General features: G+C 71.4%; 28 protein-coding genes, 2 pseudogenes and 1 riboswitch. Of the genes and pseudogenes, 21 read left to right on the forward strand and 9 right to left on the reverse strand.

Annotated features, from left to right (window positions below):
• Positions 1 to 234: 234 nt before the first annotated feature.
• The gene (locus OO54_RS46835; RefSeq protein ID WP_234439570.1) at positions 235 to 1,617 is read right to left on the reverse strand and encodes a tetratricopeptide repeat protein; all 1,383 of its coding nucleotides are present in this window, start codon (positions 1,615 to 1,617) and stop codon (positions 235 to 237) included.
• A gap of 99 nt (positions 1,618 to 1,716) precedes the next feature.
• Between OO54_RS46835 and OO54_RS29050 the strand changes: the two genes are divergently transcribed.
• Positions 1,717 to 3,084, forward strand: coding sequence for an FAD-binding oxidoreductase (locus tag OO54_RS29050; protein WP_033208226.1), 1,368 nt, complete (start codon positions 1,717 to 1,719; stop codon positions 3,082 to 3,084).
• Positions 3,085 to 3,110: 26 nt separating this feature from the next.
• Here the strand turns inward: OO54_RS29050 and OO54_RS29055 are convergent, their stop codons facing one another.
• Complete coding sequence (locus OO54_RS29055) at positions 3,111 to 3,602, reverse strand: SsgA family sporulation/cell division regulator (protein ID WP_033208229.1); 492 nt, start codon at positions 3,600 to 3,602, stop codon at positions 3,111 to 3,113.
• 309 nt (positions 3,603 to 3,911) lie between these two features.
• On the opposite strand from OO54_RS29055, the pseudogene OO54_RS48855 reads away from it, so the two are divergent.
• The 3 genes and pseudogenes from OO54_RS48855 to OO54_RS29070 all read left to right on the forward strand — a co-directional run.
• Positions 3,912 to 4,031, forward strand: a pseudogene (locus OO54_RS48855) (DUF2510 domain-containing protein); the annotation flags it as partial.
• A gap of 339 nt (positions 4,032 to 4,370) precedes the next feature.
• Positions 4,371 to 5,480, forward strand: coding sequence for an RDD family protein (locus OO54_RS29065; RefSeq protein ID WP_051787269.1), 1,110 nt, complete (start codon positions 4,371 to 4,373; stop codon positions 5,478 to 5,480).
• A gap of 75 nt (positions 5,481 to 5,555) precedes the next feature.
• Entirely contained in the window at positions 5,556 to 6,275 is a 720-nt protein-coding gene (locus tag OO54_RS29070) for an RDD family protein (RefSeq protein WP_078905393.1), read from the forward strand.
• Positions 6,276 to 6,288: 13 nt separating this feature from the next.
• Here OO54_RS29070 and OO54_RS29075 read toward each other — a convergent pair whose 3' ends face one another.
• Complete coding sequence (locus OO54_RS29075) at positions 6,289 to 6,567, reverse strand: hypothetical protein (protein WP_033208239.1); 279 nt, start codon at positions 6,565 to 6,567, stop codon at positions 6,289 to 6,291.
• A gap of 330 nt (positions 6,568 to 6,897) precedes the next feature.
• Between OO54_RS29075 and OO54_RS29080 the strand changes: the two genes are divergently transcribed.
• Together OO54_RS29080 and OO54_RS29085 are read left to right on the forward strand one after the other, a co-directional pair.
• Positions 6,898 to 9,306: an immune inhibitor A domain-containing protein gene (locus OO54_RS29080; RefSeq protein WP_033208242.1), complete on the forward strand. Its 2,409-nt coding sequence runs from the start codon at positions 6,898 to 6,900 to the stop codon at positions 9,304 to 9,306.
• A gap of 122 nt (positions 9,307 to 9,428) precedes the next feature.
• Entirely contained in the window at positions 9,429 to 9,740 is a 312-nt protein-coding gene (locus OO54_RS29085) for a hypothetical protein (RefSeq protein WP_033208243.1), read from the forward strand.
• Between the two features lie 27 nt (positions 9,741 to 9,767).
• Here the strand turns inward: OO54_RS29085 and OO54_RS29090 are convergent, their stop codons facing one another.
• Entirely contained in the window at positions 9,768 to 10,409 is a 642-nt protein-coding gene (locus tag OO54_RS29090; RefSeq protein ID WP_033208246.1) for a hypothetical protein, read from the reverse strand.
• A 128-nt stretch (positions 10,410 to 10,537) separates the two neighbouring features.
• On the opposite strand from OO54_RS29090, the gene OO54_RS29095 reads away from it, so the two are divergent.
• From OO54_RS29095 to OO54_RS29105, 3 genes are all read left to right on the forward strand, one after another.
• Positions 10,538 to 10,969: an Hsp20/alpha crystallin family protein gene (locus tag OO54_RS29095; RefSeq protein WP_033208247.1), complete on the forward strand. Its 432-nt coding sequence runs from the start codon at positions 10,538 to 10,540 to the stop codon at positions 10,967 to 10,969.
• A 97-nt stretch (positions 10,970 to 11,066) separates the two neighbouring features.
• Positions 11,067 to 11,462 (forward strand): DUF2267 domain-containing protein, encoded by a 396-nt coding sequence (locus OO54_RS29100; protein WP_033208250.1) that lies wholly within the window; start codon positions 11,067 to 11,069, stop codon positions 11,460 to 11,462.
• Between the two features lie 77 nt (positions 11,463 to 11,539).
• Positions 11,540 to 11,983 (forward strand): DUF2267 domain-containing protein, encoded by a 444-nt coding sequence (locus OO54_RS29105; RefSeq protein WP_033208253.1) that lies wholly within the window; start codon positions 11,540 to 11,542, stop codon positions 11,981 to 11,983.
• A 52-nt stretch (positions 11,984 to 12,035) separates the two neighbouring features.
• Here the strand turns inward: OO54_RS29105 and OO54_RS29110 are convergent, their stop codons facing one another.
• Positions 12,036 to 12,635: a nicotinamidase gene (locus tag OO54_RS29110; RefSeq protein ID WP_033208256.1), complete on the reverse strand. Its 600-nt coding sequence runs from the start codon at positions 12,633 to 12,635 to the stop codon at positions 12,036 to 12,038.
• Between the two features lie 134 nt (positions 12,636 to 12,769).
• On the reverse strand, positions 12,770 to 14,098 hold the full coding sequence (locus OO54_RS29115) for a nicotinate phosphoribosyltransferase (protein WP_033208259.1): 1,329 nt from the start codon (positions 14,096 to 14,098) through the stop codon (positions 12,770 to 12,772).
• Positions 14,099 to 14,247: 149 nt separating this feature from the next.
• Between OO54_RS29115 and clpS the strand changes: the two genes are divergently transcribed.
• From clpS to OO54_RS29135, 4 genes are all read left to right on the forward strand, one after another.
• Positions 14,248 to 14,553 (forward strand): ATP-dependent Clp protease adapter ClpS, encoded by a 306-nt coding sequence (gene clpS / locus OO54_RS29120; RefSeq protein WP_033208262.1) that lies wholly within the window; start codon positions 14,248 to 14,250, stop codon positions 14,551 to 14,553.
• Positions 14,553 to 15,137, forward strand: coding sequence for a DUF2017 domain-containing protein (locus OO54_RS29125; RefSeq protein ID WP_033208265.1), 585 nt, complete (start codon positions 14,553 to 14,555; stop codon positions 15,135 to 15,137). The genes clpS and OO54_RS29125 overlap by 1 nt, the downstream gene beginning before the upstream one ends.
• A 321-nt stretch (positions 15,138 to 15,458) precedes the next feature.
• On the forward strand, positions 15,459 to 16,895 hold the full coding sequence (locus OO54_RS29130) for an amino acid permease (RefSeq protein WP_033208268.1): 1,437 nt from the start codon (positions 15,459 to 15,461) through the stop codon (positions 16,893 to 16,895).
• A gap of 76 nt (positions 16,896 to 16,971) precedes the next feature.
• Positions 16,972 to 17,397, forward strand: coding sequence for a M67 family metallopeptidase (locus OO54_RS29135; protein ID WP_033208270.1), 426 nt, complete (start codon positions 16,972 to 16,974; stop codon positions 17,395 to 17,397).
• 34 nt (positions 17,398 to 17,431) lie between these two features.
• Here the strand turns inward: OO54_RS29135 and OO54_RS29140 are convergent.
• Positions 17,432 to 18,430 (reverse strand): annotated as a pseudogene (locus tag OO54_RS29140) (RNA-guided endonuclease InsQ/TnpB family protein); the annotation flags it as partial.
• A gap of 198 nt (positions 18,431 to 18,628) precedes the next feature.
• On the opposite strand from OO54_RS29140, the gene OO54_RS29145 reads away from it, so the two are divergent.
• The 7 genes from OO54_RS29145 (at position 18,629) to OO54_RS29170 (ending at position 23,759) form a co-directional block, all read left to right on the forward strand.
• Entirely contained in the window at positions 18,629 to 19,267 is a 639-nt protein-coding gene (locus OO54_RS29145; RefSeq protein WP_033208272.1) for an HD domain-containing protein, read from the forward strand.
• 9 nt (positions 19,268 to 19,276) lie between these two features.
• A riboswitch (cobalamin riboswitch) is annotated at positions 19,277 to 19,393 on the forward strand.
• 41 nt (positions 19,394 to 19,434) lie between these two features.
• A complete protein-coding gene (locus tag OO54_RS29150; RefSeq protein ID WP_033208274.1) occupies positions 19,435 to 20,409 on the forward strand; it encodes an ABC transporter substrate-binding protein in 975 nt (324 codons plus the stop codon).
• The gene (locus OO54_RS29155) at positions 20,406 to 21,473 is read left to right on the forward strand and encodes a FecCD family ABC transporter permease (protein ID WP_033208276.1); all 1,068 of its coding nucleotides are present in this window, start codon (positions 20,406 to 20,408) and stop codon (positions 21,471 to 21,473) included. The genes OO54_RS29150 and OO54_RS29155 overlap by 4 nt, the downstream gene beginning before the upstream one ends.
• The gene (locus OO54_RS29160; protein ID WP_033208277.1) at positions 21,470 to 22,255 is read left to right on the forward strand and encodes an ABC transporter ATP-binding protein; all 786 of its coding nucleotides are present in this window, start codon (positions 21,470 to 21,472) and stop codon (positions 22,253 to 22,255) included. The genes OO54_RS29155 and OO54_RS29160 overlap by 4 nt, the downstream gene beginning before the upstream one ends.
• 44 nt (positions 22,256 to 22,299) lie before the next feature.
• On the forward strand, positions 22,300 to 22,416 hold the full coding sequence (locus tag OO54_RS48590; RefSeq protein WP_017237079.1) for a putative leader peptide: 117 nt from the start codon (positions 22,300 to 22,302) through the stop codon (positions 22,414 to 22,416).
• A 108-nt stretch (positions 22,417 to 22,524) separates the two neighbouring features.
• Positions 22,525 to 22,803 carry a MoaD/ThiS family protein gene (locus tag OO54_RS29165; protein ID WP_017237080.1) on the forward strand — a complete coding sequence of 93 codons (279 nt, stop codon included), beginning with the start codon at positions 22,525 to 22,527 and terminating at the stop codon, positions 22,801 to 22,803.
• Between the two features lie 5 nt (positions 22,804 to 22,808).
• Entirely contained in the window at positions 22,809 to 23,759 is a 951-nt protein-coding gene (locus OO54_RS29170) for a PLP-dependent cysteine synthase family protein (RefSeq protein ID WP_017237081.1), read from the forward strand.
• A gap of 198 nt (positions 23,760 to 23,957) precedes the next feature.
• Here the strand turns inward: OO54_RS29170 and OO54_RS29175 are convergent, their stop codons facing one another.
• The gene (locus tag OO54_RS29175; protein WP_033208279.1) at positions 23,958 to 24,446 is read right to left on the reverse strand and encodes a type II toxin-antitoxin system PemK/MazF family toxin; all 489 of its coding nucleotides are present in this window, start codon (positions 24,444 to 24,446) and stop codon (positions 23,958 to 23,960) included.
• A 203-nt stretch (positions 24,447 to 24,649) separates the two neighbouring features.
• Between OO54_RS29175 and OO54_RS29180 the strand changes: the two genes are divergently transcribed.
• Positions 24,650 to 25,402: an MBL fold metallo-hydrolase gene (locus tag OO54_RS29180; RefSeq protein ID WP_017237083.1), complete on the forward strand. Its 753-nt coding sequence runs from the start codon at positions 24,650 to 24,652 to the stop codon at positions 25,400 to 25,402.
• A 60-nt stretch (positions 25,403 to 25,462) separates the two neighbouring features.
• Here the strand turns inward: OO54_RS29180 and OO54_RS29185 are convergent, their stop codons facing one another.
• A complete protein-coding gene (locus OO54_RS29185; protein WP_033208281.1) occupies positions 25,463 to 26,728 on the reverse strand; it encodes a PTS transporter subunit EIIC in 1,266 nt (421 codons plus the stop codon).
• Positions 26,729 to 26,927: the final 199 nt, after the last annotated feature.

The following is a 26,927-nucleotide window of genomic DNA, read 5'->3' on the forward strand; positions in this document are numbered from 1 at the left end:
GTATCGGTGCGGGTCAGGGCTCAGGGGCGGGGGCGCCGCCGAGGGCGCCGTCCCGTGTTCCCACCCGTCCCGCCCTGCGGGACGATTGCCCACACGGTGGGTGGGTGGCGGGCGTAGGCCCGCACGGGGGCGTGGTGGGCGAAGGCCCGCACGGGGGAGTGGTGGGCGAAGGCCCGCACAAGGGGGCCCGTGGGGTCCCGGCCCGTACGGGGGCGGGCCGGGGCTTCGCGGGGGTCAGGGCTTTGGGGCCGGGGGGCGGCGGAGTTCTGGGGGGAGGACGTCGGGGAGGGGGCCGAGGGCCGCGAGGGCGGCGGAGGCCCGGGGGGCGTGGAGGGGCGAGAAGCGGGGGTTGATGCGGAGGGCCTCGGCGAGGTGCCGCCGGGCCGGCGCCGTCTGGTCGAGGGCGCGTTCGATCTCGGCGCGGTGGTAGGTGAAGAGCGCGCTGCGCAGCCCTTCCTCGGTGGCGAGCTTCGCGTAGCCGAGGGCTTCCCGGGTCGCGCCCGACCGGTGCAGCGCCCAGCCGAGCGCGTCGGCGGTGTGGACCGAGCGGTGGCCGCGGGCCCATTCGGCCCGCATGCGCACGGCCGCGGCCGCCGGGTCGCCGTGGTCCGCGTCGAGCAGGCCGAGGGTCACCTCGGCGCCCGTCCAGGTGCCGGTCCGCAGTTTCGCGTACAGGGCCCGCGCGTCGGCGTCCCGGCCGAGGGACTCGTACAACTCGGCCGCCTCCAGGAGGTACTCGGGGCGCGGCAGCCGGGCGAGGGCGGTCCGCCAGGCGCGCAGGGCCTCGTCCGTGCGGTCCTTGGCCGCGAGCGCCCGTGCCCGGCCCGCGAGGGAGGGCCCGTGGTCCCGTACGAGCCGTAGGGCGGCCCCGTAGCGCTCCAGTGCCTCGTCCGGCTCGCCCCGCTCCCACGCGAGGTCGCCGAGCCGGGACAGCGACGCCGCCTTCTCCGCTTCGGTCTCGGCGAGGGCCGCCGCGTCGAGGGCCGCGGCGTCGGCGTCCTCGCGCCAGCCCCGGTCGCGGTACGACTGCGCGGCCCGGGTCCGTACGGACGCGCCCGCGTGGAGCCCTTCCAGGGTTTCCAGCGCCTTGCGGGCCGCCTTGTAGTCCCCGAGGCCGTTGTACGCGTCGATCAGCACCGGGTACGCGGGCCAGCGCCGCGGGTCCGCCTTCCGGACCCGCTCGCCCCATTCCTTGGCGGTCTTCCAGTCGCCGCGCGCCCCCGCGAGCGCCCCCAGTCCCAGCTGCGCGTCCAGGTTGCCGCGCGCGGCGGGCCGCTCCGCGAGGGAGCGGCGCAGCGCCCGCTCGGCACGGGGGTAGTCCCGTACGTCGCCGACGCGTGTCCCCCGCTCGGTGTACGCGGCGCCGAGCTCCGCCCAGGACATCTCGTCGTCCGGGTGGGCGCGCAGCCACTTCTCGCGGTCGGCGATCAGCGCGGCCAGGTCCGGCAGGGCGGCCTGCGCGCCCGCGTGGGCCGCGATCGTCGCCCGCTCCGCCGGACCCGGCGGGGGCGGCGGGCCCTGGCCGGCCAGTTCGGGGACGTACAGCAGCGCCGTCGCCGCGAGCACGGCGGCCACCCCGGCCCCGAGCACCGTCCGCGACACGTTCTGGGGTTTCATGGCGCTCACTGTGCGCCCGCACACGCCTGTACGAAGAGCACACGAAGCGGCCGCCCCGGCGGGTTCACACCGATGGCCCCGGGTGCCAGGCTGGGACACATGGACGATCTTCTGACGCGGCTGCGCGCCGGTCTTCCCGCCGAGGCGCTGCTCACCGACCCGGACGTGACGGCCTCGTACGCCCGTGACATGGCGAGCTTCTGCGCGGCCGGCGATCCCGCCGTCGTGGTGCTCCCGCGGACCGTCGAGGAGGTCCAGCACGTGATGCGGACCGCGACCGAACTCCGCGTCCCCGTCGTGCCCCAGGGTGCCCGTACCGGCCTCTCCGGCGGCGCCAACGCCTCCGACGGCTGCATCGTGCTGTCCCTGGTGAAGATGGACCGCGTCCTGGAGATCAGCCCGGTCGACCGGATCGCCGTCGTCGAACCGGGCGTCGTCAACGCCGTGCTGTCCCGGGCTGTCGCCGAGCACGGCCTGTACTACCCGCCGGACCCCTCAAGCTGGGAGACGTGCACCATCGGCGGGAACATCGGCACCGCCTCCGGCGGCCTGTGCTGCGTCAAGTACGGGGTGACCGCCGAATACGTCCTCGGCCTCGACGTCGTCCTCGCCGACGGCCGGCTCCTGTCCACCGGCCGGCGCACCGCCAAGGGAGTCGCCGGATATGACCTGACCAGGCTCTTCGTGGGGTCCGAGGGCAGCCTCGGGATCGTCGTGCGGGCCGTCCTCGCGCTCAAGCCGCAGCCGCCCGCCCAGCTCGCGCTCGCCGCCGAGTTCCCGTCCGCGGCGGCCGCCTGCGCGGCCGTCTGCGCGATCATGGAGCGGGGCCACACCCCGTCGCTGCTCGAACTCATGGACCGCACCACCGTCCAGGCGGTCAACAAGCTGGCGCGCATGGGTCTGCCCGACACCACCGAGGCGCTGCTCCTGTGTGCCTTCGACACCCCGGACCCGGCTGCCGATCTGGCCGCCGTCGGGGAGCTGTGCGCGGCCGCGGGCGCCACCGAGGTCGTACCGGCCGCGGACGTCGCCGAGTCCGAGCTCCTCCTCCAGGCGCGCCGGCTGTCCCTCACGGCCCTGGAGACGATCAAGTCCGCGACGATGATCGACGACGTGTGCGTGCCGCGGACGCGGCTGGCCGAGATGCTCGACGGCACGGCGGCGGTCGCGGAGAAGTACGGCCTGACCATCGGCGTCTGCGCGCACGCGGGCGACGGCAACACCCATCCCGTCGTGTGCTTCGACCACACCGACGAGGACGAGTCCCGGCGGGCGCGGGAGTCCTTCGACGAGATCATGGCGCTCGGGCTCGCCCTCGGCGGCACGATCACCGGCGAGCACGGCGTGGGCGTCCTCAAGAAGGAGTGGCTGGCACGGGAGCTGGGGCCGGTCGGTCTGGAGCTCCAGCGCGGCATCAAGGCGACCTTCGACCCGCTGGGGCTGCTCAACCCCGGAAAGCTGTTCTGAGGCCCGTTCAGGGCGCTGTACGGAGGTCACAGCTCGCCGTCCTGCGACTCGTCCGACGGCCACGGGTCGCGCAGCCACAGCTCGTCGGTGACCACGGTGGTCGCCAGGAGCTCGGCCAGCCCTTCGTCCATGCCGAGCCGCTCGGACTCGGTGCCCGGCGGGACGGCCCGCAGGGTGCGCTCCAGCCAGGCCGACACCTGAGCGGAGGGGGCTTCGAGCAGGGCGTCGCCGTCGGGCGAGGAGAGCGCCATCAGGATGACGCTGCGGCCGTCGACCTTCGTCGGCCAGATGCGGACGTCGCCGTGGCCGCACGCCCGGAAGACGCCCTCGACGAGCAGTTCGCGCGCGAAGGTCCAGTTGACGGGGTGCTCCGTGCCGACGTGGAAGGTGATGTGGACGGCGTACGGGTCGTCGGTGCGGTAGGCGAGCCGGGCGGGCACGGGGATGGCGCGCTCGGGGGAGAGCACCAGCTTCAGTTCCAGCTCGCGCTCGACGGTGGTGTTGTCGGTGTTCTGCATGGTCGTGCTCCCTGTCTCGGACGGTCCCGGGCGGGCCTTCACAGGGAGAGAGCGGGGTGCCCGCGGTTCATTACGCGCCTTCGGGAAGTTTTTTCCGGGAAGTTTTTCCGGGCGGCCCACCGGGCAGGATGCATCGGCCCGAACATCACCGGGAGTGATCGATTCCGTTACGAGTCCCCCGAAGGCGGTCTTTCTCGCGGTCTCTTTGTTCCCTCGGGGACGTTCTTCGTTACTGTCCTCCTAGGGCGCGGCACGCCCGGCGCGCGGCCGTGCGGATCAAAGGCGTTGTGACTGAACGGAGTCGGGGCAGTGGCTACTCCTCCCGGAGGCGGCGAAGAGGTACCGCAGGCGGGGTACTACCCGGACCCGTCGATTCCCGGCTACATCCGGTACTGGAACGGCGGCGCCTGGGTGCCCGGTACGAGCCGGCCCGCGCCCCAGGGGGGCGAGGTCCCGCCCCACCCGCCCGCCTCGGCCATCCCGGCCGGCCCCATCCTGGCCTCCGGACCGACGCCGACACCGGTCGCCGCTCCCGTCCCCGCCTCCGTACCCGAAGCCGTCCGGCCCCCGGTGACTCCGGAGCCGGTACGACAGGCGGAGCCCGTACGCACCCAGGCCCCCGTGACACCGAACCCGGTGCCGACGCCGAACCCGGCGACACCGAACCCGGCGACACCGAACCCCGTGGCCGCGCATCCCGCGACGCCGACCCCTCCGACGGCGCCCGATCCCGTACGGGCCCCGGCCCCCGTGCCGCCCGCCGCTTCCGTGCCGGCCCAGCACGCGCCCGCCGCGGCCCGGCCGCAGCCGAGGGCCGCCGCCCCGGCGCCGGTTCCCACGGTGGAGGAGACCGGACCCGTCTTCTTCGACGAGGAGCCCGCCGCTCCGGAACCCGCCTCGGCCTGGCAGGCGGACAGCTCCCGCCAGACCGGCTTCGGCGGCGACCTCGACCGGAAGGTCTCCTGGGGCGCGCCCCGGGCCGCCGACCCGCGGACCCCGGCGGAGTGGCCGGTCGCGGGCGGGAGCGAGCCCGAGGCGCGGGACGCCGCGTCCGCGCGGGTGCCCGACCCCCGGGCGACCGGCGGCGCCGCCCGCCTGGGCGGGATGCCGGTCACGCCGGTCCCCACGCCCTCCCCGACGCCCCGGCAGCCCCAGCCGGAACCCCGGCGCTCCCCCCAGCCCCGGCCGGCTCCCCAGCCCTCCCCGGCGGCCGCGGCTCCCGTGACCCACCCGGCCCCCGCTCCCGCCCCGGCCCCCGCTCCCGTGTCCGACCCCGCGCCCGCGGCACCCTCCTGGGCACAGCAGCAGCACGCCCAGCCCCAGGAGCAGCAGCCGGTCGTCCCCTGGAAGCCGCCGGTCGAGGACGTGTTCCAGCAGGCGGCCCGCGAGCAGGCGGCCGCCCGGCCCGCGGGGCTCGGCAGGCGTCTGCTGGCGCGGTTGATCGACACCGTCGTCCTCGGCGCGCTGGCCGGCGCCGCCGCCTTCCCGTTCGTGACGGCCGCCCTCGACCACATCGACGGCAAGATCGAGGCGGCCCGGCAGTCCGGCGTCACCGTCCAGGTCTGGCTGCTGGACTCGACGACCTCGGTCCAGTTCGGCATCGCGCTGGCCGCGTTGTTCGTGATCGGCGTCCTGTACGAGGCGCTGCCGACCGCCAAGTGGGGCCGCACCCTGGGCAAGAAGCTGTGCGGCCTCGAGGTGCGGGACATCGAGGCGCACCAGCCGCCGACGTTCAGGAAGGCCCTCGTCCGCTGGCTCCTCTACAGCGTCCTCGGACTCCTCGTGGTCGGCGTCCTCAACGTCCTGTGGTGCCTCTTCGACCGCCCGTGGCGCCAGTGCTGGCACGACAAGGCGGCCCGCACCTTCGTGGCCCGGTAACACCCCACAGCGGGCCGTCCCCCGAACGGGCGACGATCTTTTGCGGGGTCGTCGCCCCCGGGATGCACTGCCCCCATGAGCACCGACCAGCCGCCGCCCGGACAGCCGCCCGACGACGACCCGTTCCTCAAGAAGCCGCAGGAGCCCCCGCCCCCCTCGGCCGGCCAGCCACCGCCCGATGGGCCGCCACCCGACGGCCCCCCGAGCGGGCCGCCGCCGGGGAGCCCGTACGGCTCCCCGTACGACAACATGCCCCCGCCCCCGCCTCCGTACGGGAGCGGCTACGGCGGTGGTTACGGCGGGACGGATCCGCTCTCGGGGATGCCGCCGCTCGCCGACTCCGGGCGCCGCATCCTCGCGCGGCTCATCGACTGGCTGATCATCGCGATCCCGCTCGCGATCATCGGCATCCCGTTCGACGTCTACGAGCGGGCAACCCGGGACGGCAGCGACTTCGGCGACACGGTCAACAGCTTCAACGGCGGGAGCCAGCTGGTCTTCCAGCTCATCACGATCGTGGCGTACGTGGCGTACGACACGGTCATGGGGGCCAAGGACGGCCGGACCATCGGCAAGAAGCTGATGAAGCTGCGGGTCGCGATGCTCAACGACGGCTCGACGCCCCCGATGAGCCAGTCGCTGCTGCGGGCCGTCGTCCTCTGGCTGCCCGCGCTGATCTGCTGCGCCTGCCTGTGGCCGCTGCTCCTGCTGATCCTGATCCTGGTCGACAAGCCGTACAAGCAGGGTCTGCACGACAAGGCGGCGAAGACGGTGGTGGTCTCGGTACCGCAGTAGAACGGACGAAACGTCACGAACCGATCCGGGTATCGGCCCCCGCGCCCACGCGCGCGGCCGGTACCCGGATCGTTTCGTTCCCGGATGCCGGAGGAACCGTGGCGGTGCTCTTGACGGGCCTCGTCCGTGCGGGCATCGTCGCCGCCACGAGGATGCCGAGCAGGAGACCGGCGGCGCAGATCACCGCGATGCCGAGGGTCGTCGTCACACGGGAGAGCAGCAGCAGGGCGACGGTCGCCAAGACGACGGTGGTCGAACCATAGGCGAGCTGCGCGGCGTTCGGACGCTGCATGACGGGTACCGCCCTCTCGGGACATCGGCTCGACTCTATGACGGTGGATGCCCGAGCTGGGTCGGAAGTAAGCGTGACCTTACCCACGGTGTGGTTGCACGGGGGGCGCACGGGGTCACGACTTGCCCAATTCTCGGCCGTGATGCGCCTGCTGAGCGTCCGGATATCGGAATCCGGCTCCCGCATAGTGCACTTGGTATGTGCAAGTCAAGATCTGTCTTTTCTTGTCTCACTCCGGTCGAATGTCGTCACTTGTGACGCGCGACCCCGCCGGACGGACACCCCACCATTCGGTCCGAGGGCGGCGGGCGCCGGGGAGGAACACACCAAGTGACCAACAGACGACGGGCGATCAGAGCGTCCGCAGTCGTCGTGGCGCTCGCGGCCACCGCCGCCACCGCCTCGACCTTCACCACCGCCTGGGCCGACAACCACGGAAGCGTGCAGCCGGCCGGCATCCAGACCGTCGACAAGACGACGGTCGACCACGACCTCGCGGGTCCGTTCAGCGAGCAGCAGGCCCAGCAGCGCAAGGCCGCCCTGGAGCAGGTGCTCAACGGCGAGGCCAAGGTCGAGAAGCGGGGCGGTTCTCAGGTCGTCAAGCTCGGCAGCAAGAAGTACGTCGAGCTGGGCCGCGAGAAGACCGACAAGATCTTCACCATCCTCGTCGAGTTCGGCGACCAGGTGGACAACACCACCCTGGTCGACCGCAAGGACGACGACACGCCGGAGCTGAAGCCGAAGTTCGGCGGCACGCCCGGCCCGCTGCACAACGCGATAGCCAAGCCCGACCGTGCGAACGACAACTCCACGGCCTGGCAGGCGGACTACAACCAGAAGCACTTCCAGGACCTGTACTTCGGCACCGGCAAGGACGCCAAGGGACAGCCCAAGCAGTCGCTGAAGACCTACTACGAGAAGACCTCGTCCGGCCGTTACTCGGTCGACGGCACGGTCTCCGACTGGGTCAAGGTCCCGTACAACGAGGCCCGTTACGGCTCGAACTACTGCGGCCAGAGCAACTGCGCCAACGTCTGGGACACCGTCCGCGACGGTCTCAACGCCTGGGTCGCCGACCAGAAGGCCAAGGGCCAGACCGACGCCCAGATCAAGGCCCAGCTGGCGACGTACGACCAGTGGGACCGCTACGACTTCGACGGCGACGGCAACTTCAACGAGGCCGACGGCTACATCGACCACTTCCAGCTCGTGCACGCGGGCGAGGACGAGTCGGCCGGCGGCGGCGCCGAGGGCACGAACGCCCTGTGGGCCCACCGCTGGTACGCCTACGGCACCAACGCGGGCAAGACCGGCCCCGAGAACAACAAGGCCGGCGGCACCCCGATCGGTGACACCGGCATCTGGGTCGGCGACTACACGATGCAGCCGGAGAACGGCGGCCTCGGCGTCTTCGCGCACGAGTACGGCCACGACCTCGGCCTGCCGGACCACTACGACACCGCGGGCGGCGAGAACTCCACCGGGTTCTGGACCCTCATGTCCTCGGGTTCCTGGCTCGGCCAGGGCAAGGACTCCATCGGTGACCTGCCCGGCGACATGACCGCCTGGGACAAGCTCCAGCTCGGCTGGCTGAACTACGCCAAGGTCAACGACTGGCAGCGCTCCACCAAGACGACCCACAAGCTGGGCGTCGCGGAGTACAACACCAAGAACCCGCAGGCGCTCCTCGTCGAGCTGCCGAAGAAGCAGGTCACCACCGATGTCGTCGCGCCCGCCGAGGGTGCCACGCAGTGGTGGAGCAACATGGGTGACGACCTCAAGAACACCCTGACCCGCTCCTTCGACCTCACGGGCAAGACGTCCGCCTCCCTGGAGCTCCAGGGCTGGTACGACATCGAGCTCGACTACGACTACCTCTACACCGAGGTGTCGACCGACGGTGGCGCCAACTGGACCGCCCTGGACGGCACCGCCGACGGCGTGGCCATCCCGAAGGACGCCTCCGGCGCCCCGGCGCTGACCGACGTCTCCGGCGCGCACAAGAAGCTCGTCTACGACCTGGGCGCCTACGCGGGCAAGAAGTTCGACCTCCGCTTCCGCTACCAGACGGACGGCGGCGCGGGCGGCAAGGGCTTCACCGCCGACGCCATCACGCTGACCGCCGACGGTGCCGCCGTCTTCTCGGACAACGCCGAGAACGGTGACAACGGCTGGGTGTCGAAGGGCTTCTCGCGCATCGCGAAGGGCTTCACCAAGGAGTACGAGCAGTACTACATCGCGGAGAACCGCCAGTACGTCTCGTACGACGCGACCCTCAAGGTCGGCCCGTACAACTTCGGTTTCACGGGTGACAAGTCCGGCTGGGTCGAGCACTACCCGTACCAGAACGGCCTGCTGATCTGGAAGTGGGACCTGTCCCAGAAGGACAACAACACCTCCCAGCACCCGGGCGCCGGTCTGGTCCTCCCGATCGACGCGCACCCGAGCCCGCTGAAGTGGTCCGACGGCACGCTGATGCGCAACCGCGTGCAGTCGTACGACGCGCCGTTCAGCCTGTCCCGCACGGACGGCTTCGCGCTCCACAAGGCCGGCGTCTCGACCTGGGTCCCGTCCCAGGCCGGCAACCCGACCTTCGACGACCGCAAGGGCGTCTACTGGTTCGCCGAGACCCCGCGTGCCGGTGTCCAGGTAACTGACACCAACACCAAGATCCAGGTCGTCAAGGAGCCGAAGGATGGCCAGACGATCACGGTTCAGGTCGGTCCCTCGACCAAGTAATTCGTAAAACCGCAGGTCAAAGCATGATCGGCCGTCGCCCTCTAGCGGGCGGCGGCCGATCGTGTTTAGGTGCCTCTGACGCTTTTCTTATTGACATCTGATCCACGGGGGAGTGGTTCCGCATGCCCAACGGAGGGTTCTGCAAGCTGCCGGGCGGCAGCGTGGTCGTCGCGATAGGGCTCCCGAGCCCGGCCCGCGACGGGGCCACGGTCCGCTTCCTGGTGCACGCCGCGAACCGGGCCCGCGCCCTGACCAGGCTGCGGAACCTCGGCCTCCGGGCGGTCTACCTCCGAGGCAACTCCGAGCCGCCCACCCCGGACGAGATCACCGCCGTCCTGCACCACCCCGACGGCCTGCTGTGGAAATCCACCCCGGGCACCGCCCAGGAGCTCTGGCACCCCGTCCGCTCCCTCCCGAGGGAGCCCGCGGCGTAGCCGACGGGCCACCGGCCCCGAGCCCCCTCACGCCCCTCCGGGAAGCGTGAGGGCGTCGATCCTGGCCGCGAGGTCCGGGTGGGCGGCGACCAGGTGGGGTCGGGCGGCGGTCAGGGGGGTGAGGAGGTCGGCCGCGTCGTCGTGGGCGAGAGCCGCGTGGAGCTCGCCGAGCGGGCGGCGGGCGGCGGGGGCGAGGTCGTCGAGGGCGGTGATCTGGCCGGCGAGGCGGCGCAGGTCGGCGGCGTTGCCGCGGGCCCAGGTGGCCGTGGTGCGCTCGGCGGCCCGAGCCTGGCGGGTGGCCGTCACGCGCTGCTCGCCGGTGCTCCCGGCGGGGCCGGGGCGGCCGCGCAGATAGCGCCGCTCGGCCGCCTGGCGGCTGGCGACGCCGAGGGGCTGGGCGAGGTCCGCCCAGCTCGCGCCCGCATCGCGGGCGGTTTCGATCAGGCCCGTCTCCCATCCCGCGAGTTCCTCGCGCACGTGCCGCAGCAGCGTCAGGGAGGCCAGGGCCTGCTCCGCGCCGGGGCCGCCGTCCCCGGGAGCGTCCGGGGAGTCCCGCTGGGCGTCGCGCAGGACGTCGCCTATGGCCGTGAGGGCTGCCGCGGCGGCGAGGAACGACGCCGGGCCGTATGCGTACGCGCCGGGCTCCGGTGGCGGTTCGGCTGCGGTCACGGGCACCTCCCGCAGGTTGTCATCATGTCGACGACATCTTGTTTGTCATCCATTGGATGACATGTTACAACGGTGTCAGTGAGGCGCATTGGCAGTTACTGCCTGAACCTGCTGGAGGTGTTTTCACGATGTTGATGCGCACTGACCCCTTCCGCGAGCTGGACCGGCTGGCACAGCAGATGATGGGACCGGGCACCTGGTCCCGCCCGTCGGCGATGCCGATGGACGCCTACCGCGAGGGCGACGAGTACGTTGTGGCCTTCGACCTTCCCGGTGTCAGCGCCGACGCGATCGACATCGACGTCGAGCGGAACATGCTCACCGTCAAGGCCGAGCGCCGGCCGACGGCGAAGGCCGGCGACGTGCAGATGGAGCTGTCCGAGCGGCCGCTGGGAGCCTTCTCCCGCCAGATCGTGCTCGCCGACACCCTCGACACCGAGCGCATCGAGGCCGACTACGAGGCGGGCGTGCTCACCCTTCGCATCCCGATCGCCGAGCGCGCCAAGCCCCGCAAGATCTCCATCGGCGTCGGTTCCGACCGCAAGGAGATCTCCGGCTGACACCGGCCGGACACGCGCGGAGGACGGGCACCCGATCTCCCCTCGCCCGCCCTCCGCACCCCTTGGGCAGTCCGAAGAGGAGAAGGGGGCGGCAGAGATGAGTCCGCGAGGCGCGGCGTTCCTCGACGACGTGAGGGAACGCGGCGCATACGACACCACCGAGGAAGCCGAGCGCGCGACCCGTGTCGTGCTCGCCCTGCTCGGCGCACACCTCGTCGGCGACGTCCGCGTCCATCTCGCGGCGCGCCTGCCCGAGGGCTTCGCCCTGATCCTGCTCAACCCGCTGCAGAGCGTCGAACCGCTCTCCCCGGAGCGGTTCGTCCGGGCGACCGCCGCCTGGATCGAGGGCGCCACCGAGCGGACCGCGGCATGGGACGTCAGTGCCGTGCTGTCCACCGTCGCCGACGTCGCGGGCGATGACCTGCTGGGGCAGATCCTGTTCCAGCTGCCCGTCGGCTACGACCTCCTCTTCGGTCACCCCCAGCCCATCTGAACGAGACGGGTGGTGCCGCACCCTCCGGCACCACACCACCCCGACCACCCCCTGCTCCACGAAAGGCATGCACCGCAGTGATCTCCGACGCGCGCGTATCGCATGAGCACCGGCAGCCGTACGGGACGGCGTACGAGCAGATGCTGGAGAAGGTCCGTTACGAAGGCGCCTACCCCACCCGCGAGCGGGCCGACGAGGCCGTCCGCATGGTCCTCGGGGGGCTGGGGCGCCAGCTGACCGGCGACGAGCGCGTCGACCTCGCCGCCTGCCTGCCCCTGGAGGCCGCCCGCGCCCTCACCGCGCAGGTCCCCGACCTCGAGCCCCTGACGGGCTGGGCCTTCGTCAAGGACCTCGCGGCCCGCAGCGGCGCCTCCCCGGCCGCCACCCGCTGGGACACCGGATCCGTCTTCGCCGCCGTCGCCGCCCACGCCGGTCCCGACCTCGTCACCCGCATCCTGAACCGGCTCCCCACCGGCTACGCCCTGCTGTTCGGCCGCGCCGAACTCGTGTCGGCCGCCTAGGGCCTGTCCGGCATGGTCGGCAAGACACCCCCTGGGGTCCCGCCGGAGGGACTCAGGCGACGACCGGCCTGCCGGTCAGCTCCACGCCCGCCGTCCGGAGCTCCTCGAGGGCCCGGTCGGTGGTCTCCTTCGCGACGCCCGCCGTGAGGTCGAGCAGCACCAGCGTCCGGAAGCCCTCGCGGGCGGCGTCCAGGGCCGTCGCCCGCACACAGTGGTCGGTGGCGATCCCGACGACGTCGACCTCGGTGACCTCGCGGGCGCGCAGCCACTCCGCGAGCGTCACGCCGTTCTCGTCGAACCCCTCGAAGCCGCTGTACGCGGCGGAGTACGCACCCTTGTCGAAGACGGCGTCGATCGCCCCGCTGGCGACGGCCGGCGCGAAGTTCGGGTGGAAGCCGACGCCCTCCGTGCCGGCCACGCAGTGCACCGGCCAGGACGACACGTAGTCCGGGTCCTCGCCGGCCGGCGCGAAGTGCGCGCCCGGGTCGACGTGGTGGTCCCGGGTGGCGACCACGTGCCGGTAGGAGGTGCCCGCCGTCTGGCCGACCAGGTCGGTGATGGCGGCGGCGACGTCCGCGCCGCCCGTCACCGCGAGGCTGCCGCCCTCGCAGAAGTCGTTCTGAACGTCCACAACGATCAATGCGCGGTGCATGGCGGGTGTCCTTAGCGCGTCGGATGGGGGTGGGGCCTCGGGGACGGGTTCGAGCCTAGAGACTTCCCCCTCCCGGCGGGAGGGGGCGTCCCCGAGGACTCCGCCGGGTGCTCCCGCGGGAGCACCCGGCGGTGCTACAGGTACTCGGTCGGCAGCACCGGCTCGCCCCGGGAGAGCTGGATCGCCGACATCGGCAGCGCGCCGAGGGCCGCGATGTGCCGCGACCTGGCCGCCTCCAGCGGCTCCCGGGCCACCACGTCGCCGCCCTTGACCAGCTCGACCAGGAGCTGGTGGTCGGCGAGCTCCGGCGGGACCGGGCCGGTGCCCACGACCTCCGCCTCGGCGACCCCGTCCGCGTCCGGCCTGCGGGCCGCCCACTTGCGGCCGCCGACGGACGCCTTGCCGCCCACGGACTTCTTCGCGACCGGCACCAGGGGCGCCTTGAGGTCGGCCGACGCGGCCCGCGCCACCAGCTTGTAGACCATGGAGCAGGTCGGGTGGCCGCTGCCGGTCACCAGCTGCGTCCCCACCCCGTACGCGTCGACCGGAGCCGCCGCGAGCGAGGCGATGGCGTACTCGTCGAGGTCCGAGGTGACCACGATCCGCGTGCCGCGCGCGCCCAGCTCGTCGAGCTGCGCCCGCACCCGGTGGGCGACGAGCAGCAGGTCGCCGGAGTCGATCCGTACGGCCCCCAGCTCGGGCCCGGCGATCTCGACGGCGGTCCGGACGGCCTCGGCCACGTCGTAGGTGTCGACGAGCAGGGTCGTACCGCGTCCCAGGGTCTCGACCTGGGCCCGGAAGGCGTCCCGCTCGCTGTCGTGGAGCAGGGTGAAGGCGTGGGCGGAGGTGCCGACGGTCGGGATGCCGTAGCGGAAGCCGGCCGCGAGGTCCGAGGTGGAGTCGAAGCCGCCGACGTACGCGGCGCGGGAGGCGGCGACGGCCGCCAGCTCGTGGGTGCGCCGGGCGCCCATCTCGATCAGGCGCCGCCCGCCGGCCGCGGCCGACATGCGGGAGGCGGCCGCGGCGATGGCCGAGTCGTGGTTGAGGATCGAGAGGATCACCGTCTCCAGGAGCACGCACTCGGCGAAGGAACCCTCGACGCGCAGCACGGGCGAGCCGGGGAAGTACACCTCGCCCTCGGGGTAGCCCCAGATGTCGCCGGAGAAGCGGTAGCGGGCCAGCCACTCCAGGGTCGGCTCGTCGACGATCCCGCGCTCGCGCAGGAAGCCGAGGACGGCCGGGTCGAAGCGGAAGTTCTCGACGGCGTCCAGGACCCGTCCGACGCCCGCGAGGACTCCGTAGCGACGCCCCTCGGGCAGTCGCCGGGTGAAGACCTCGAAGACGGAGCGCCGGTCGGCGGTGCCGGCCCGCAGGGCCGCCTGGAGCATGGTCAGCTCGTACTGATCGGTGAAGAGCGCGGTCGACGGCACGTCCACCGGCAGCCCAAGGTCCGCAGCGTTCATGTCAGCGATGCTAGCGCAGAAATCGTCAGAGTGACGATTTCTATCGTCACGGGTGTGCCACATCCGTGACGCGCCGTACGCGTGCCGTGCGCGCCCGTGCGCGCGCCCCGTTTGTGCGACGGGCCCCCAGGGGTGACAACATGGGGTGAGTGAGCGTCGCGCCTATTGAGATCGAACGTACGGAATCCGCCGAGGAGGTCTCCGCGGTCGCCGAACCCGACGTGCCGTGGGTGACCCTCGTGCACAACGATCCGGTCAACCTGATGAGCTACGTGGAGTACGTGTTCCAGTCGTACTTCGGCTACTCCAAGGACAAGGCGCACAGGCTGATGCTCGACGTGCACAACAAGGGCCGCGCGGTGGTCTCCAGCGGCACCCGCGAGGAGATGGAACGCGACGTGCAGGCGATGCACGGCTACGGCCTCTGGGCGACCCTCACCCAGGACCGCTTCTGATGGCCGGCCAGTTCGAGGCCCTGCCCGGCGGCGGCGCGGCCGTCGCGCTCGACGAGGTCGAGATCTCCATCCTCCGCTCCCTCGCCGTCCAGCTCGTGGAGCTGATCGGGCCGGGCGACGAGCCGTCGGTGGACGCCGACCCGCTGGCCGCGCTCTTCTCCGAGGGGCCGAGCGAGCCGCCGTCCGACCCCGCACTCCGGCGCCTCTTCCCCGACGCGTACGGCGACGACAGCGAGGAGCTGCGGGCGGCCGCGTCCGACTTCCGCCGCTACACCGAGAACGACCTGCGGGCCCGCAAGCGCGACGACGCCCTCCTGGTGGTCCGCACCCTGGACGGGCTCTCCGCCGACGCGGCGGGCGAGGGCGGCGCGGTCCTGAAGCTGACCCCCGACGAGTCCCGGGCCTGGCTCGGTGCCCTCAACGACCTCCGGCTGACCATCGGGACGCGCCTGGAGGTCACGGACGACGAGGAGAGCGAGCGGCTGTACCGGCTGCCGGACTCCGACCCGCGCAAGCCGATGGTGATGGCATACCTCTGGCTGGGGGCGCTCCAGGAGTCCCTCGTCGCCACCCTGATGCCGTAGCGGGGTCTCCCCGACGGCGCGTGTTCGCTCAGCGGACGCTCAAATCCGGATAACGAATGCGTTATCAGAGCGTCCGCCGCGTCATCTTGAGTTCCTTTTGTCCGTATTTTTTTGTGGCGCAGGTCACGCCGAACTCCCTCGATCACCTCCCACGTCGTGATAAATCTTCACGACCGCTCGGGGACGCCACCCCTGTTCCCGAGGGCGCTTGGACCGGCTGACCGCCGGTGGCACTCCATCCACATCCGGGGGGATCAGGATCTGATCCGCAGCAGACGCACTCGCAGTCGCGCGGATCAGAATGGAGAAAGGCGCACCACCATGACCTCAGTGCAGGTCGACAAGCAGCACGACGGCAATGAGGCAGAGGACTCCGCCTCGGGCGAGGGTTACCACCGGGCACTCGGGGCCCGCCAGATCCAGATGATCGCGATCGGCGGCGCCATCGGCACCGGCCTGTTCCTCGGCGCCGGCAAGGGCATCTCCATCGCGGGACCGAGTCTGATCCTCGCGTACGCCGCCGCGGGCCTCGTCATCTTCTTCATCATGCGGGCGCTCGGCGAGCTCCTCATGTACCGCCCGGTGTCGGGCTCCTTCTCGGAGTACGCCCGGGAGTTCATCGGTCCCTTCGCGGGCTTCGCGACCGGCTGGACGTACTGGCTCTTCTGGGTCGTCACCGGCATCACCGAGGTCACCGCCGCCGCGACCTACATGACGTACTGGTGGGACATCCCCCAGTGGCTCTCCGCCCTCGTCTTCACCGTGATCCTCTACGGTGCCAACCTGATCTCCGTGAAGCTCTTCGGTGAGCTGGAGTTCTGGTTCTCCATGGTCAAGGTCACCGCGATCGTCGGCATGATCCTGATCTGCGCCGGCATCCTCACCCTCGGCTTCTCCGACGCCGGCGACACCGCCTCCGTCACCCACCTGTGGGACCTCGGCGGCTTCTTCGCCGGAGAGGACGGCATCTTCTCGACCCTGATGACCCTCCAGATGGTCATGTTCGCCTTCCTCGCCGTCGAGCTCGTCGGCGTCACCGCGGGCGAGTCCAAGGACCCGAAGACGGTCCTGCCGAAGGCGATCAACACCGTCCCGTGGCGCATCGCCGTCTTCTACGTCGGCGCGCTGATCATGATCCTGTCGGTCGTCCCGTGGACCGAGTTCAAGCCGGGCGTCAGCCCGTTCGTCGCGGCCTTCGAGAAGATGGGCCTCGGCGTCGGCGCCGCGATCGTCAACTTCGTCGTCCTGACGGCGGCCCTGTCGTCCTGCAACTCGGGCATGTACTCCACCGGCCGCATGCTGCGCGACCTCGCGCTCAACGGCCAGGGCCCGAAGGTCTTCACCCGCCTGACCAGGTCCGGGACCCCGCTGGTCGGCACCACCTTCTCGGCCGCGCTGATGATGGTCGGCGTCTGGATCAACTACCAGTGGCCCGGCGAGGCGTTCAACTACGTCGTCTCCTTCGCCACCATCTCCGGCATGTGGGCCTGGATCGTCATCCTGATCTGCCAGATCCGCTACCGGCTCAAGGCCGACCGCGGCGAGCTGCCCCAGTCGCCGTTCAAGGCGCCCGGCGGCATCTGGTTCAGCGTCTTCTCGCTCGCCTTCATCGGCATGGTCGTCGTGACCATGGCCATGGACGCCGGCAACCGGGTCGCGCTGTACGGCGCGCCGGTGTGGGGCCTGATCCTCGGCGTCTCCTACCTGGTGCTCAAGGCCCGCAACCCCGAGGGCGCGGCCTTCGCCAAGCGCCCCTGACGGACATCCGTCCAACATCCGGGCCGCCCCGTACCACTCCTCGGTACGGGGCGGCCCGTCTGCTTATCCTGTCGGCATGCTGACCATCACCCGGGCCCTGTACGACCGGATCGTCGAACACTCCCGCGCCGACCACCCCGACGAGGCCTGCGGCGTGGTCGCGGGCCCGGTCGGCAGCGGCCGCCCCGAGCGGTTCATTCCGATGCTGAACGCCGCCCGCTCGCCCACCTTCTACGAGTTCGACTCCGCGGACCTGCTCAAGCTCTACCGCGACATGGACGACCGGGACGAGGAGCCCGTCATCGTCTACCACTCGCACACCGCCACCGAGGCGTACCCGTCGCGCACGGACATCTCGTACGCCAACGAGCCCCACGCCCACTACGTCCTCGTCTCCACCGCCGACACCGACGACGCCGGGCCCTTCCAGTTCCGCTCCTTCACCATCGTCGAAGGCGTCGTGACCGAGGAAGAGGTCCGGATCGTCGAGGCCTACGCTTGAAGTGCTCTCCCGGCTGAAGCCGGGAGATTCCCGCCTACCTCGCGGTAGCGGGCTTGACGCGCTCAGCGCGCCTGACGACTGCCCTTCCGGCAGCCGGGATGAGCGCGAGGCCCATCCGGTACAGATGCAAGACGTTCCGGGCCCCGTTGTGGTCGGCGTTGCCCGACCAGCCGCAGTCCGGGTTCTTGCACACGAACACGGCCTGCGACTCCCGGCTCCCGGGCGTGGTGAAGCCGCACGCCGAGCAGCGCCGGGAGGTGCCGGGAGCCGGGACCTTGGCCAGGACGCCACCGCGCTGGGCGGTTTTGTACGCCGGCATGGTGACCGTGCGCCCCCATGCCTCCTGGCTGATGGAGCGGTTCAGGCCGGCCTTCTGGGTGACGCGCCTCCCCGGTTCTTCGGCGGTCCCCTTGGCGGACTTGACCATGTTCGTGATGGTGAGTGCTTCGACCACGACGGTGCCGTAGGTGCGGGCGATATGGGTGGTCGTCTTGTGCTGCCAGTCCAGGGCCCTGCGCTTGGCTTTCGCGCGGAGTCCTGCGATCCGGTCGTACGTGTGATGCGGGCGGCGGCTGGTGCGCGCGCCAGGCTTGCGGTGCCGCTTGCGCCGCGCGGCGCGCTGCTCCAGGTGCAGGAGCTTGGCCTTCTCCTTGCCGGTCAGCCATTCGCCGTGTTCGTACGTTTCGCCATTCGAGAGGGCAATGGGCACGGTGATGCCCACGTCGATGCCGACGTCCGGTCCCTGGTGGGGGTCGGGCTTGCTCTGAAGGGTCTGGGCGCGAAAGGCGATGTGCCAGCCGAGCGCATCCTTGACCAGCCGGGCCCCGGTGATCCGGTTCTCCGCGCTCGCGCGCTTGCCGACGGGCAGGTCCTTGGTCCACCGGAAGCGAACCCGGCCCACCTTGGGAACGCTGACCATGCCCCAGCGGCGGTGCACCCGGACGATGTTCAGGTCACGTCCCTGCGGAATGTCCACAGACATCGCCGTACGGAATCGATTCTTGAAGTTCGGGGCGTCGGCGCGGCCTTCCCAGCGGAGCAGGGCAGGGAAGCGGGAGCGGCCGGCCGAGGCGCGTGCCGGGAACGAGTGGCTTCGCGATGGTGCCTGCGTCCCGCAACGGCAGCCAGGAATCCCCTCCTCCAAGAGGGGGCAGTCAAGTGTCCGATTCTGTGGCATGCATGTCCGTACGGACATGGCGGGGGTGGGGTTCCGACGGCGAGGCTTGTCCCCATGAACCCGACGACGCTCATCCCCGACAGCAAGCTCGCCACCGCCGTCACCGAACTCGTCCGCGACACCACGAGCGACCTCGTCTACGACCACTCCCGCCGCGTCTACCTCTTCGGCGCCCTCCAGGGCCGGGCCCGAGGTCTCGCCTTCGACCCCGAACTCCTCTACGTCGGCGCGATGTTCCACGACCTCGGCCTCGGCGAGGAGCACCGGGGCAGCGGGCGCCGCTTCGAGGTCGACGGCGCGGAGGAGGCCGCCGCGTTCCTTCGCGCGCAGGGCGCCGACGAGGACGCCGTCCGCCGCGTCTGGACCGCGATCGCCCTCCACACCACCCCCGGCGTCCCGGAGTTCATGGAACCGGAGGTCGCGCTCGTGACGGCGGGCGTCGAGTACGACGTGCTCGGCATCGGCTACGACGACCCCGCCGTCGTCACCTCCGAGGACCGGGCCGCGATCGTCGCCGCCCACCCCCGACCCGACTTCAAGCGCCGGATCCTGGAGGCCTTCGCCGAAGGCATCGCCCCCAAGCCGGACACCGCCTTCGGCAACGTCAAGGCCGACGTCCTGCACCACTACGTCCCCGGCTTCGTCCCCGGCGACTTCGTGGCCACCATCCGCGACTCGTCCTGGCCCGAGTGAGACACTGGCCGGGACCCATGGGCGGCAGGACCCAGGAAGCCGGTGCGATCCCGGCGCGGTCCCGCCACTGTGACCGCCTCCCCGAGGAGGCGGAAGCCAGGAACTGACCTGCCGCCCCTCACCACCGATCGGGGACGTGGAAATCCCCGGAGGAGGCCTGTTCCGGCATGTCCTGGCGCCGCCCGCTGCTGTCCGCAGCCGTCCTGATCCCGCTGCTCGCCGCCTGCTCGGCCGCCCCCGAGGCCGCCGCACCGCCCGCGAAACCCGCCGCCGGATTCCCGTACACCGTCACCAACTGCGGTGTGCAGCACACCTACCAGGCACCGCCCCGGCGCGCGGTCACCATGAACCAGCACGTCACCGAGATCATGCTCGCCCTCGGCCTGGAGAAATCGCTCGTCGGCACCGCCTACCTGGACGACGCGATCCTGCCCGCGTACGAGAAGGCGTACGACAGCGTGCCCGTCCTGGCGAAGGAGTACCCGTCGAAGGAGGCGCTCCTCGCCGCGAACCCCGACTTCGTGTACGGCGGCTACTCCTCGGCGTTCTCCGCCAAGGACGGCCGGAGCCGCGACGACCTCGGCCGCTCCGGCATCGCGACCCGCCTCAACACCGAGTACTGCCCGACCGGTTCGCCCTCCGTCGACGACCTCTACCGCGAAGTCCGCGAGACCGGAAGGACGTTCGGCGTGCCCGACCGGGCCGAGGCGTGGATCCGGCAGGCCCGCACCACCGTCGCCGCGACCGAGAAGCGACTGAAGGCCACCCGGCCCGTCTCCGTCTTCGTGTACGACAGCGGCGACAAGACCGCCTTCACCGCCGGCGGCAAGGGCATCGGCAACGAGCTCATCACCCGCGCCGGCGGCCGGAACGTCTTCGCCGACCTCGACAAGGCCTTCGGCGACGCCACCTGGGAACAGGTCGTCGACCGCCGCCCGGACGTCATCGTGATCTACGACTACGGCTCCACCACCGTCGAACAGAAGAAGAAGCGGCTCCTCGACGACCCGGCGCTCAAGGACGTGCCCGCCATCAGGAACCACCGGTTCGCCGTGATGCCACTCTCCGACACCGTCCTCGGCGTCCGCGTCCCCGCCGCCGTCGACAAGCTGGCCGCCCAGCTCCACCCCGCCGCCCGATGACCACGACCCTCCGCCCGGCCCGGACCCCCGTCCGGGCCGCGGCACCCCCGCGCCCCGCCCGGTACGCCCTGGTGGTCACCGGACTCCTCCTGGCCCTCGCCGCCGCCGCGGTCGCCTCCCTCGCGCTCGGCTCCGTCCGCGTACCGCCCGGCCAGGTCCTCGACGCCCTGACCGGGCGCGCGGGCCCCTCCCCGTACCGGACGATCGTGCTCGACGTACGACTGCCCCGGGTCCTCCTCGGCGTCGTCGTCGGGGCCGGACTCGCCGTCGTCGGCGCCGTCCTCCAGGCCCTCGTCCGCAACCGGCTCGCCGACCCCTTCCTCCTCGGGATCTCCTCCGGAGCCTCCGCCGGAGCCGTCCTGGTGCTGGTCATCGGCGTCGGGGGAGGGGTGACCACCACCCTCGCGCTGCCCGCCGGCGCCTTCGCCGGCGCACTCCTCGCACTCGTCCTCGTCTACGGGCTCGCGCGCCGCGGCGGGACCATGACCGGCTCGCGACTCGTCCTCGCCGGAGTCGCCGTCTCCTACATCCTCTCCGCCCTCGCCACCCTGCTCCTCGTCGTCGCCGGCCGGCCCGAGCAGTTCCAGGAGGCGATGTACTGGTCCCTCGGCGGCCTCGGCAGCGCCCGCTGGGACACCCTCGCCCTGCCCGCCGCCGTCCTCGCCGTCGGCGTCGGCGTCCTCCTCGCCCTCGCCCGCCCCCTCGACCTGCTCCTCACCGGCGAGGAGGGCGCCACCGTCCTCGGCCTCGACACCGCCCGCTTCCGCGCCGCCGTCTTCGTCCTCGCCTCCCTCGTCACCGCCGTCATGGTCGCGGCCAGCGGAGCCGTCGGCTTCATCGGCCTGATGGCCCCGCACGCCGCCCGCCTCGCCGTCGGCGCCCCGCACCGCCGCCTCCTGCCGGTCGCCGCGCTCGGCGGCGCGCTCGCCCTCGTCCTCGCCGACCTCGGCGCCCGGACCGTGGCCGCGCCCCAGGACATCCCCGTCGGAGTCCTCACCGCCCTCACCGGCGGCCCGCTCTTCCTCTGGCTGATGCGCCGACACCCCGAAGGAGCACCCCGGTGACCGAGCTCCGCCTGCACGGACTCTCGTACGAGGACCGCCTCCGCTCCGTCGACCTCACCGTCCGCCCCGGCGAGACCGTCGGCCTCATCGGCCCCAACGGCAGCGGCAAGACCACCCTCCTGCGCTGCGTCTACGGCACCCTCGCCCCCACCGCCGGCCGCGCCACGCTCGACGGCGACGACCTCCACGCCCTCGGCGCCAAGGCCCGCGCACGCCGCGTCGCCACCGTCCCCCAGGACAGCGCCACCGAGTTCGAACTCACCGTCCACGAGCTCGTCGCCCTCGGCCGCTCCCCGCACAAACGGTTCTGGGAGGGCGACACGGACGCCGACCGGGAGCGGGCGGCGGCCGCCCTGGCCCGCGTCGGCCTCACGGAACTCGCCGACCGCCCGTACCCCACCCTCTCCGGCGGCGAACGCCAACGCGCCCTCGTCGCCCGCGCCCTCGTCCAGGCCCCGGCCCTCCTGGTCCTCGACGAACCCACCAACCACCTGGACATCCGTCACCAGCTCGACGTCCTGGCCCTCGTCCGCACCCTGGGCACCACCAACCTGCTCGCCCTCCACGACCTCAACCTCGCCGGGGCGTACTGCGACCGCCTCTACGTCCTCGAACGCGGCAGGATCGTCACCGGCGGCACCCCCGCCGAGGTCCTCACGCCCGCCCTCCTCGACGCCGTCTACGGGGTCGAGGCCGAGGTCATCCCCCATCCGAGGACCGGCAGCCCGACCGTCGTCTACCTGCACGGTCCGCCAGGCGGTCAGGAACCATCCATCATGTGAGATCACATTCCGGAACCCGGACCGGGAATCGATACGATGAGCCCATGGTTTCCCACGACGTGAGCGAAGAGACTCCGGGCACAGTCATGCTCGTCGGTCGCCTGCACGTCGACCTGTGCCGCCTCGCCAGCGCGATGTGTACGACCCGCGCTGCGTTCTGAGCGACCGGCGAGAACGACCGGCCGAGCGCACCTCACCGCACGACCCCCCTTCCGCGCGGGGGCCCCAGCCACGCGCCCACCACGCCACTTCCGACAGGAGCCCACGCCATGGCCATCGAGGTCCGCATCCCGACCATCCTCCGCACCTACACCGACGGCCAGAAGGCGGTCGAGGGCAGCGGTGACACCCTCGCCGAGCTCTTCGCCGACCTGGAGTCCCGGCACAACGGGATCGAGGCCCGCATCGTCGACGGCGGCAAGCTCCGCCGCTTCGTCAACGTCTACCTGAACGACGAGGACGTCCGCTTCCTCGACGGCATCGACACCAAGCTCTCCGACGGCGACAACGTCACGATCCTGCCGGCCGTCGCCGGCGGCATGGTCTGATCCACATGCGCTACGACTCCTCGCTGGCCGCGGTCGGCAACACGCCGCTGGTCCGCCTCCCCCGGCTCTCGCCCTCGGACGACGTCCGCATCTGGGCGAAGCTGGAGGACCGCAACCCCACCGGTTCGGTCAAGGACCGCCCCGCGCTCCACATGATCGAGCAGGCGGAGAAGGACGGCCGGCTCACCCCCGGCTGCACCATCCTGGAGCCGACCAGCGGCAACACCGGCATCTCCCTCGCCATGGCCGCCAAGCTCAAGGGCTACCGCATCGTCTGCGTCATGCCCGAGAACACCAGCGAGGAGCGGCGTCAGCTGCTCGCCATGTGGGGCGCGGAGATCATCTCGTCCCCCGCGGCGGGCGGATCCAACACGGCGGTACGCGTCGCCAAGGAGCTCTCCGCGGAGAACCCGTCCTGGGTGATGCTGTACCAGTACGGCAACCCGGACAACGCGGGCGCCCACTACGCCACCACCGGCCCCGAGATCCTCGCGGACCTCCCGTCCATCACCCACTTCGTCGCCGGCCTCGGCACGACGGGAACGCTGATGGGCGTCGGCCGCTACCTGCGCGAGCACAAGCCCGACGTCAAGATCGTCGCCGCCGAGCCGCGCTACGACGACCTCGTCTACGGCCTCCGCAACCTCGACGAGGGCTTCGTACCCGAGCTGTACGACGCCTCCGTCCTCACCACCCGGTTCTCCGTCGGCTCCGCCGACGCCGTCACCCGCACCCGCGAACTCCTCCAGCAGGAGGGAATCTTCGCCGGCGTCTCCACCGGCGCCGCCCTGCACGCCGCCATCGGCGTCGGCAACAAGGCCCTCAAGGCCGGCGAATCCGCCGACATCGCCTTCGTCGTGGCCGACGGCGGCTGGAAGTACCTCTCCACCGGCCTCTACACCGCCGCCACCACGGAAGAAGCCATCGCCACGGTCCAGGGCCAACTCTGGGCCTAGGGCCTGTCTGACGATTCCCGTCAGGTCCGGCCCGCCCGGCACGCACGCTCGCCGCACGGCCGAAACGCCCCAGTGGCTCCGCTACGAGGGCGCCCCGGCCGCACGCCGATCGCACGCACCGAACGACCCGGCCTGATCCGACGCGAACGAGCCCGAACCCGCACCCGCGGGCTCCGCACCCCTGAAACCAAGGGCGCGCTACCGCGCCAGATGGCGGACCTGGTCCCACACGACCGGGTCCGCCGTCCCCACCCTCCGCCGGAACTCCCACACCGGCACATCCCGCAGCTCGTCCGTCTCCAGGAAACTGGGCCGCCCCTGCGCGTCCCCCACCGACCCCGGCGGCAGCGCGATGACCCCCGGCCGTTCGTCGTGGTACTTGCTGGTGATCTTCGCGACCAGCGCACGGTCGCCCCGCAGCGCGAGGACCAGACACGGACGGTCCTTGGACCCGGGCCCGTCCTCGTACGGCACGTCGGCCCACCAGATCTCACCCGCCCGCGGCAGCCGCTCCGGCAGCCGGCCGCGCGGTGCCGGCCGGGCCGGGGGACGGGTCCGCCCCGACGGCCTCCGTCCCGACGGCCCCCGCCGCGGGCGGCGCGACGACCGCTTCCGTCCGTCGGCGAGCGCCACGGCGAGCGCGATCACCACGACCGCGACCAGCGCGGGCCACCACGACGTGTCCATACCTCAAGACGGTACCGGCGCGAGGTTCGCTTCGCCGTGGCGGTCCGCCATCCATCCGAACCGGTGACAGAGCCCGTGAGTTCGCCCACAACGGGCCACCACGAAGGAGCGACAGGCCCGGGTGCGCCTTACGCTCGACAGATCGCACAGCCTCCCCCTCCCTCAGCGCGCTTTCCGTACCCGTCCACGGAGGTTCACGCTCCATGAAGCTCACCGTCGTCGGTTGCTCCGGGTCGTTCCCGTCCGCGGATTCGGCCTGTTCGAGCTACCTCGTCGAGGCCGACGGCTTCCGGTTGCTCCTCGACATGGGCAACGGCGCCCTGGGCGAGCTGCAACGACACATCGGTCTGTACGACCTCGACGCGATCTTCCTCAGCCACCTGCACGCGGACCACTGCATCGACATGTGCGGGTACTTCGTCGCCCGCTACTACCGGCACGAGGGCGGACGCTGCGACGCGATCCCGGTCTACGCGCCGGAGGGTGCCGAGCAGCGGCTGACCACGGCGTACGCGGACACCCCGTCCCCCACCTCGATGAGCGAGGTGTTCGACTTCCGCACGCTGAAGTCGGGCAGCTTCGAGATCGGCCCGTTCTCCGTCCGTACGGAGAAGGTGTGCCACCCGGTCGAGGCGTACGGCATCCGGGTCGAGCACGGCGGCCGCTCGCTGACGTACTCCGGGGACACCGGGGTCTGCGAGTCGCTGCACAAGCTCGCGGACGGCACCGACCTCTTCCTCTGCGAGGCCTCCTTCACCCACGGCAAGGAGGACATCCCGGCCCTCCACCTCAACGGCCGGGAGGCGGGGGCGGAGGCGTCCCGCTCGTCGGTAGGGCGGCTCGTCCTCACCCACATCCCCCCGTGGACCGACGGCGAGCAGAACCTGGCGGACGCCCGCGCGGTCTACAAGGGCCCGTCGGAGTTGGCCCGGCCGGGCGCGGTGTACGAGGTCTGAGCCACGGGAAGGGCCCCGGAACCTGACGGTTCCGGGGCCCTTCCGCTGCGCGGGCGAGGCTCACGCCTTGGTGAGGTCCTCGATCTCCTCGTCGGGCTCGCGGCCCGGGGTGGGGAGGTTGAACTTGGTGATCGCGAAGCGGAAGACCACGTAGTAGATCGCCGCGAAGACGAGACCGATCGGGATGATCAGCCACGGCTTGGTCGCGAGGTTCCAGTTGAGCAGGTAGTCGATGCCGCCGGCGGAGAAGGTGAAGCCCGCGTGGACGCCGAAGGCCCAGGTGACGGCCATCGACACGGCGGTCAGGACCGCGTGGATCGCGTACAGGACCGGCGCGATGAACATGAAGGTGAACTCGATCGGCTCGGTGATGCCCGTGACGAAGGAGGTCAGCGCGAGGGACACCATCATGCCCATGACGGCCTTGCGGCGCTCGGGACGAGCGGCGTGGGCGATGGCGATCGCGGCGGCCGGGAGGCCGAACATCATGATCGGGAAGAAGCCCGACATGAAGATTCCGGCGCTCGGGTCACCGGCGAAGAAGCGGTTCAGGTCACCGTGGACGACCTCGCCGGCCGCGTTGGTGAAGTCGCCGATCTGGAACCAGGAGACGGTGTTCACGAACTGGTGCATGCCGACCGGGATCAGCGCGCGGTTGATGAGGCCGAAGAGGCCGGCGCCACCGGCACCGAGGCCGGTCATCCACTCGCCGAAGCTGGAGATGCCCTCACCGATGGGCTCCCAGACCAGACCGAAGACGACGCCGACGGCGGTGCCGACGAAGGCCATGATGATCGGGACGAGACGGCGGCCGTTGAAGAAGCCCAGCCAGTCGACCAGCTTGGTGCGGTGGAACTTCTGCCACAGGACGGCGGAGAGCAGACCCATCAGGATGCCGCCGAGGACGCCCGGGTTGTTGAACGTCGCGGCGACGTCGACACCCTTGTTGGCGGTCGTGTTGACGACGGCGTCGGTGATGGGGAAGGCCTTCAGCACGTTGCTGTAGACCAGGAAGCCGACGAGTGCGGCCAGGGCGGTGGAGCCGTCCGCCTTCTTGGCGAAGCCGATGGCGACACCGATGCAGAAGAGCAGGGGCAGGTTGTCGAAGACCGCGCCGCCGGCGGTGGCGAAGACGGAGGCGACCTTGTCCCAGCCGAGACCCTTGTCGCCGAAGACGTCGGGCTGGCCGAGACGGAGCAAGATACCCGCGGCCGGCAGTACGGCGATCGGCAGCTGCAGGCTGCGACCGACCTTCTGCAGGCCCTGGAACAGGCCGGATCCGCGCTTCTTCGCGGGAGCGGCGGCCTGGGCGGTGGCCGTACTCATCAACTTCCTCCAGTAAGGCAAGGCGCCGCCCGGGGACATGAACACGGGGGAGGCGACGTCTCGTGGAACGCGGTGGTCTGGACCGCGTGGTCTACACCAATGAGTGGTGTAGACCAGTTTTAGCACGTGAGACTTAGATAAGGAACCTGCGAATTTTGCGGGCTCGCCCATAGCCTGAAATGCACGACATAAGGCCCCC

It is taken from the genome of Streptomyces wedmorensis, assembly GCF_000716445.1.
In the GTDB taxonomy this organism is placed as follows: Bacteria; Actinomycetota; Actinomycetes; order Streptomycetales; family Streptomycetaceae; genus Streptomyces; species Streptomyces wedmorensis.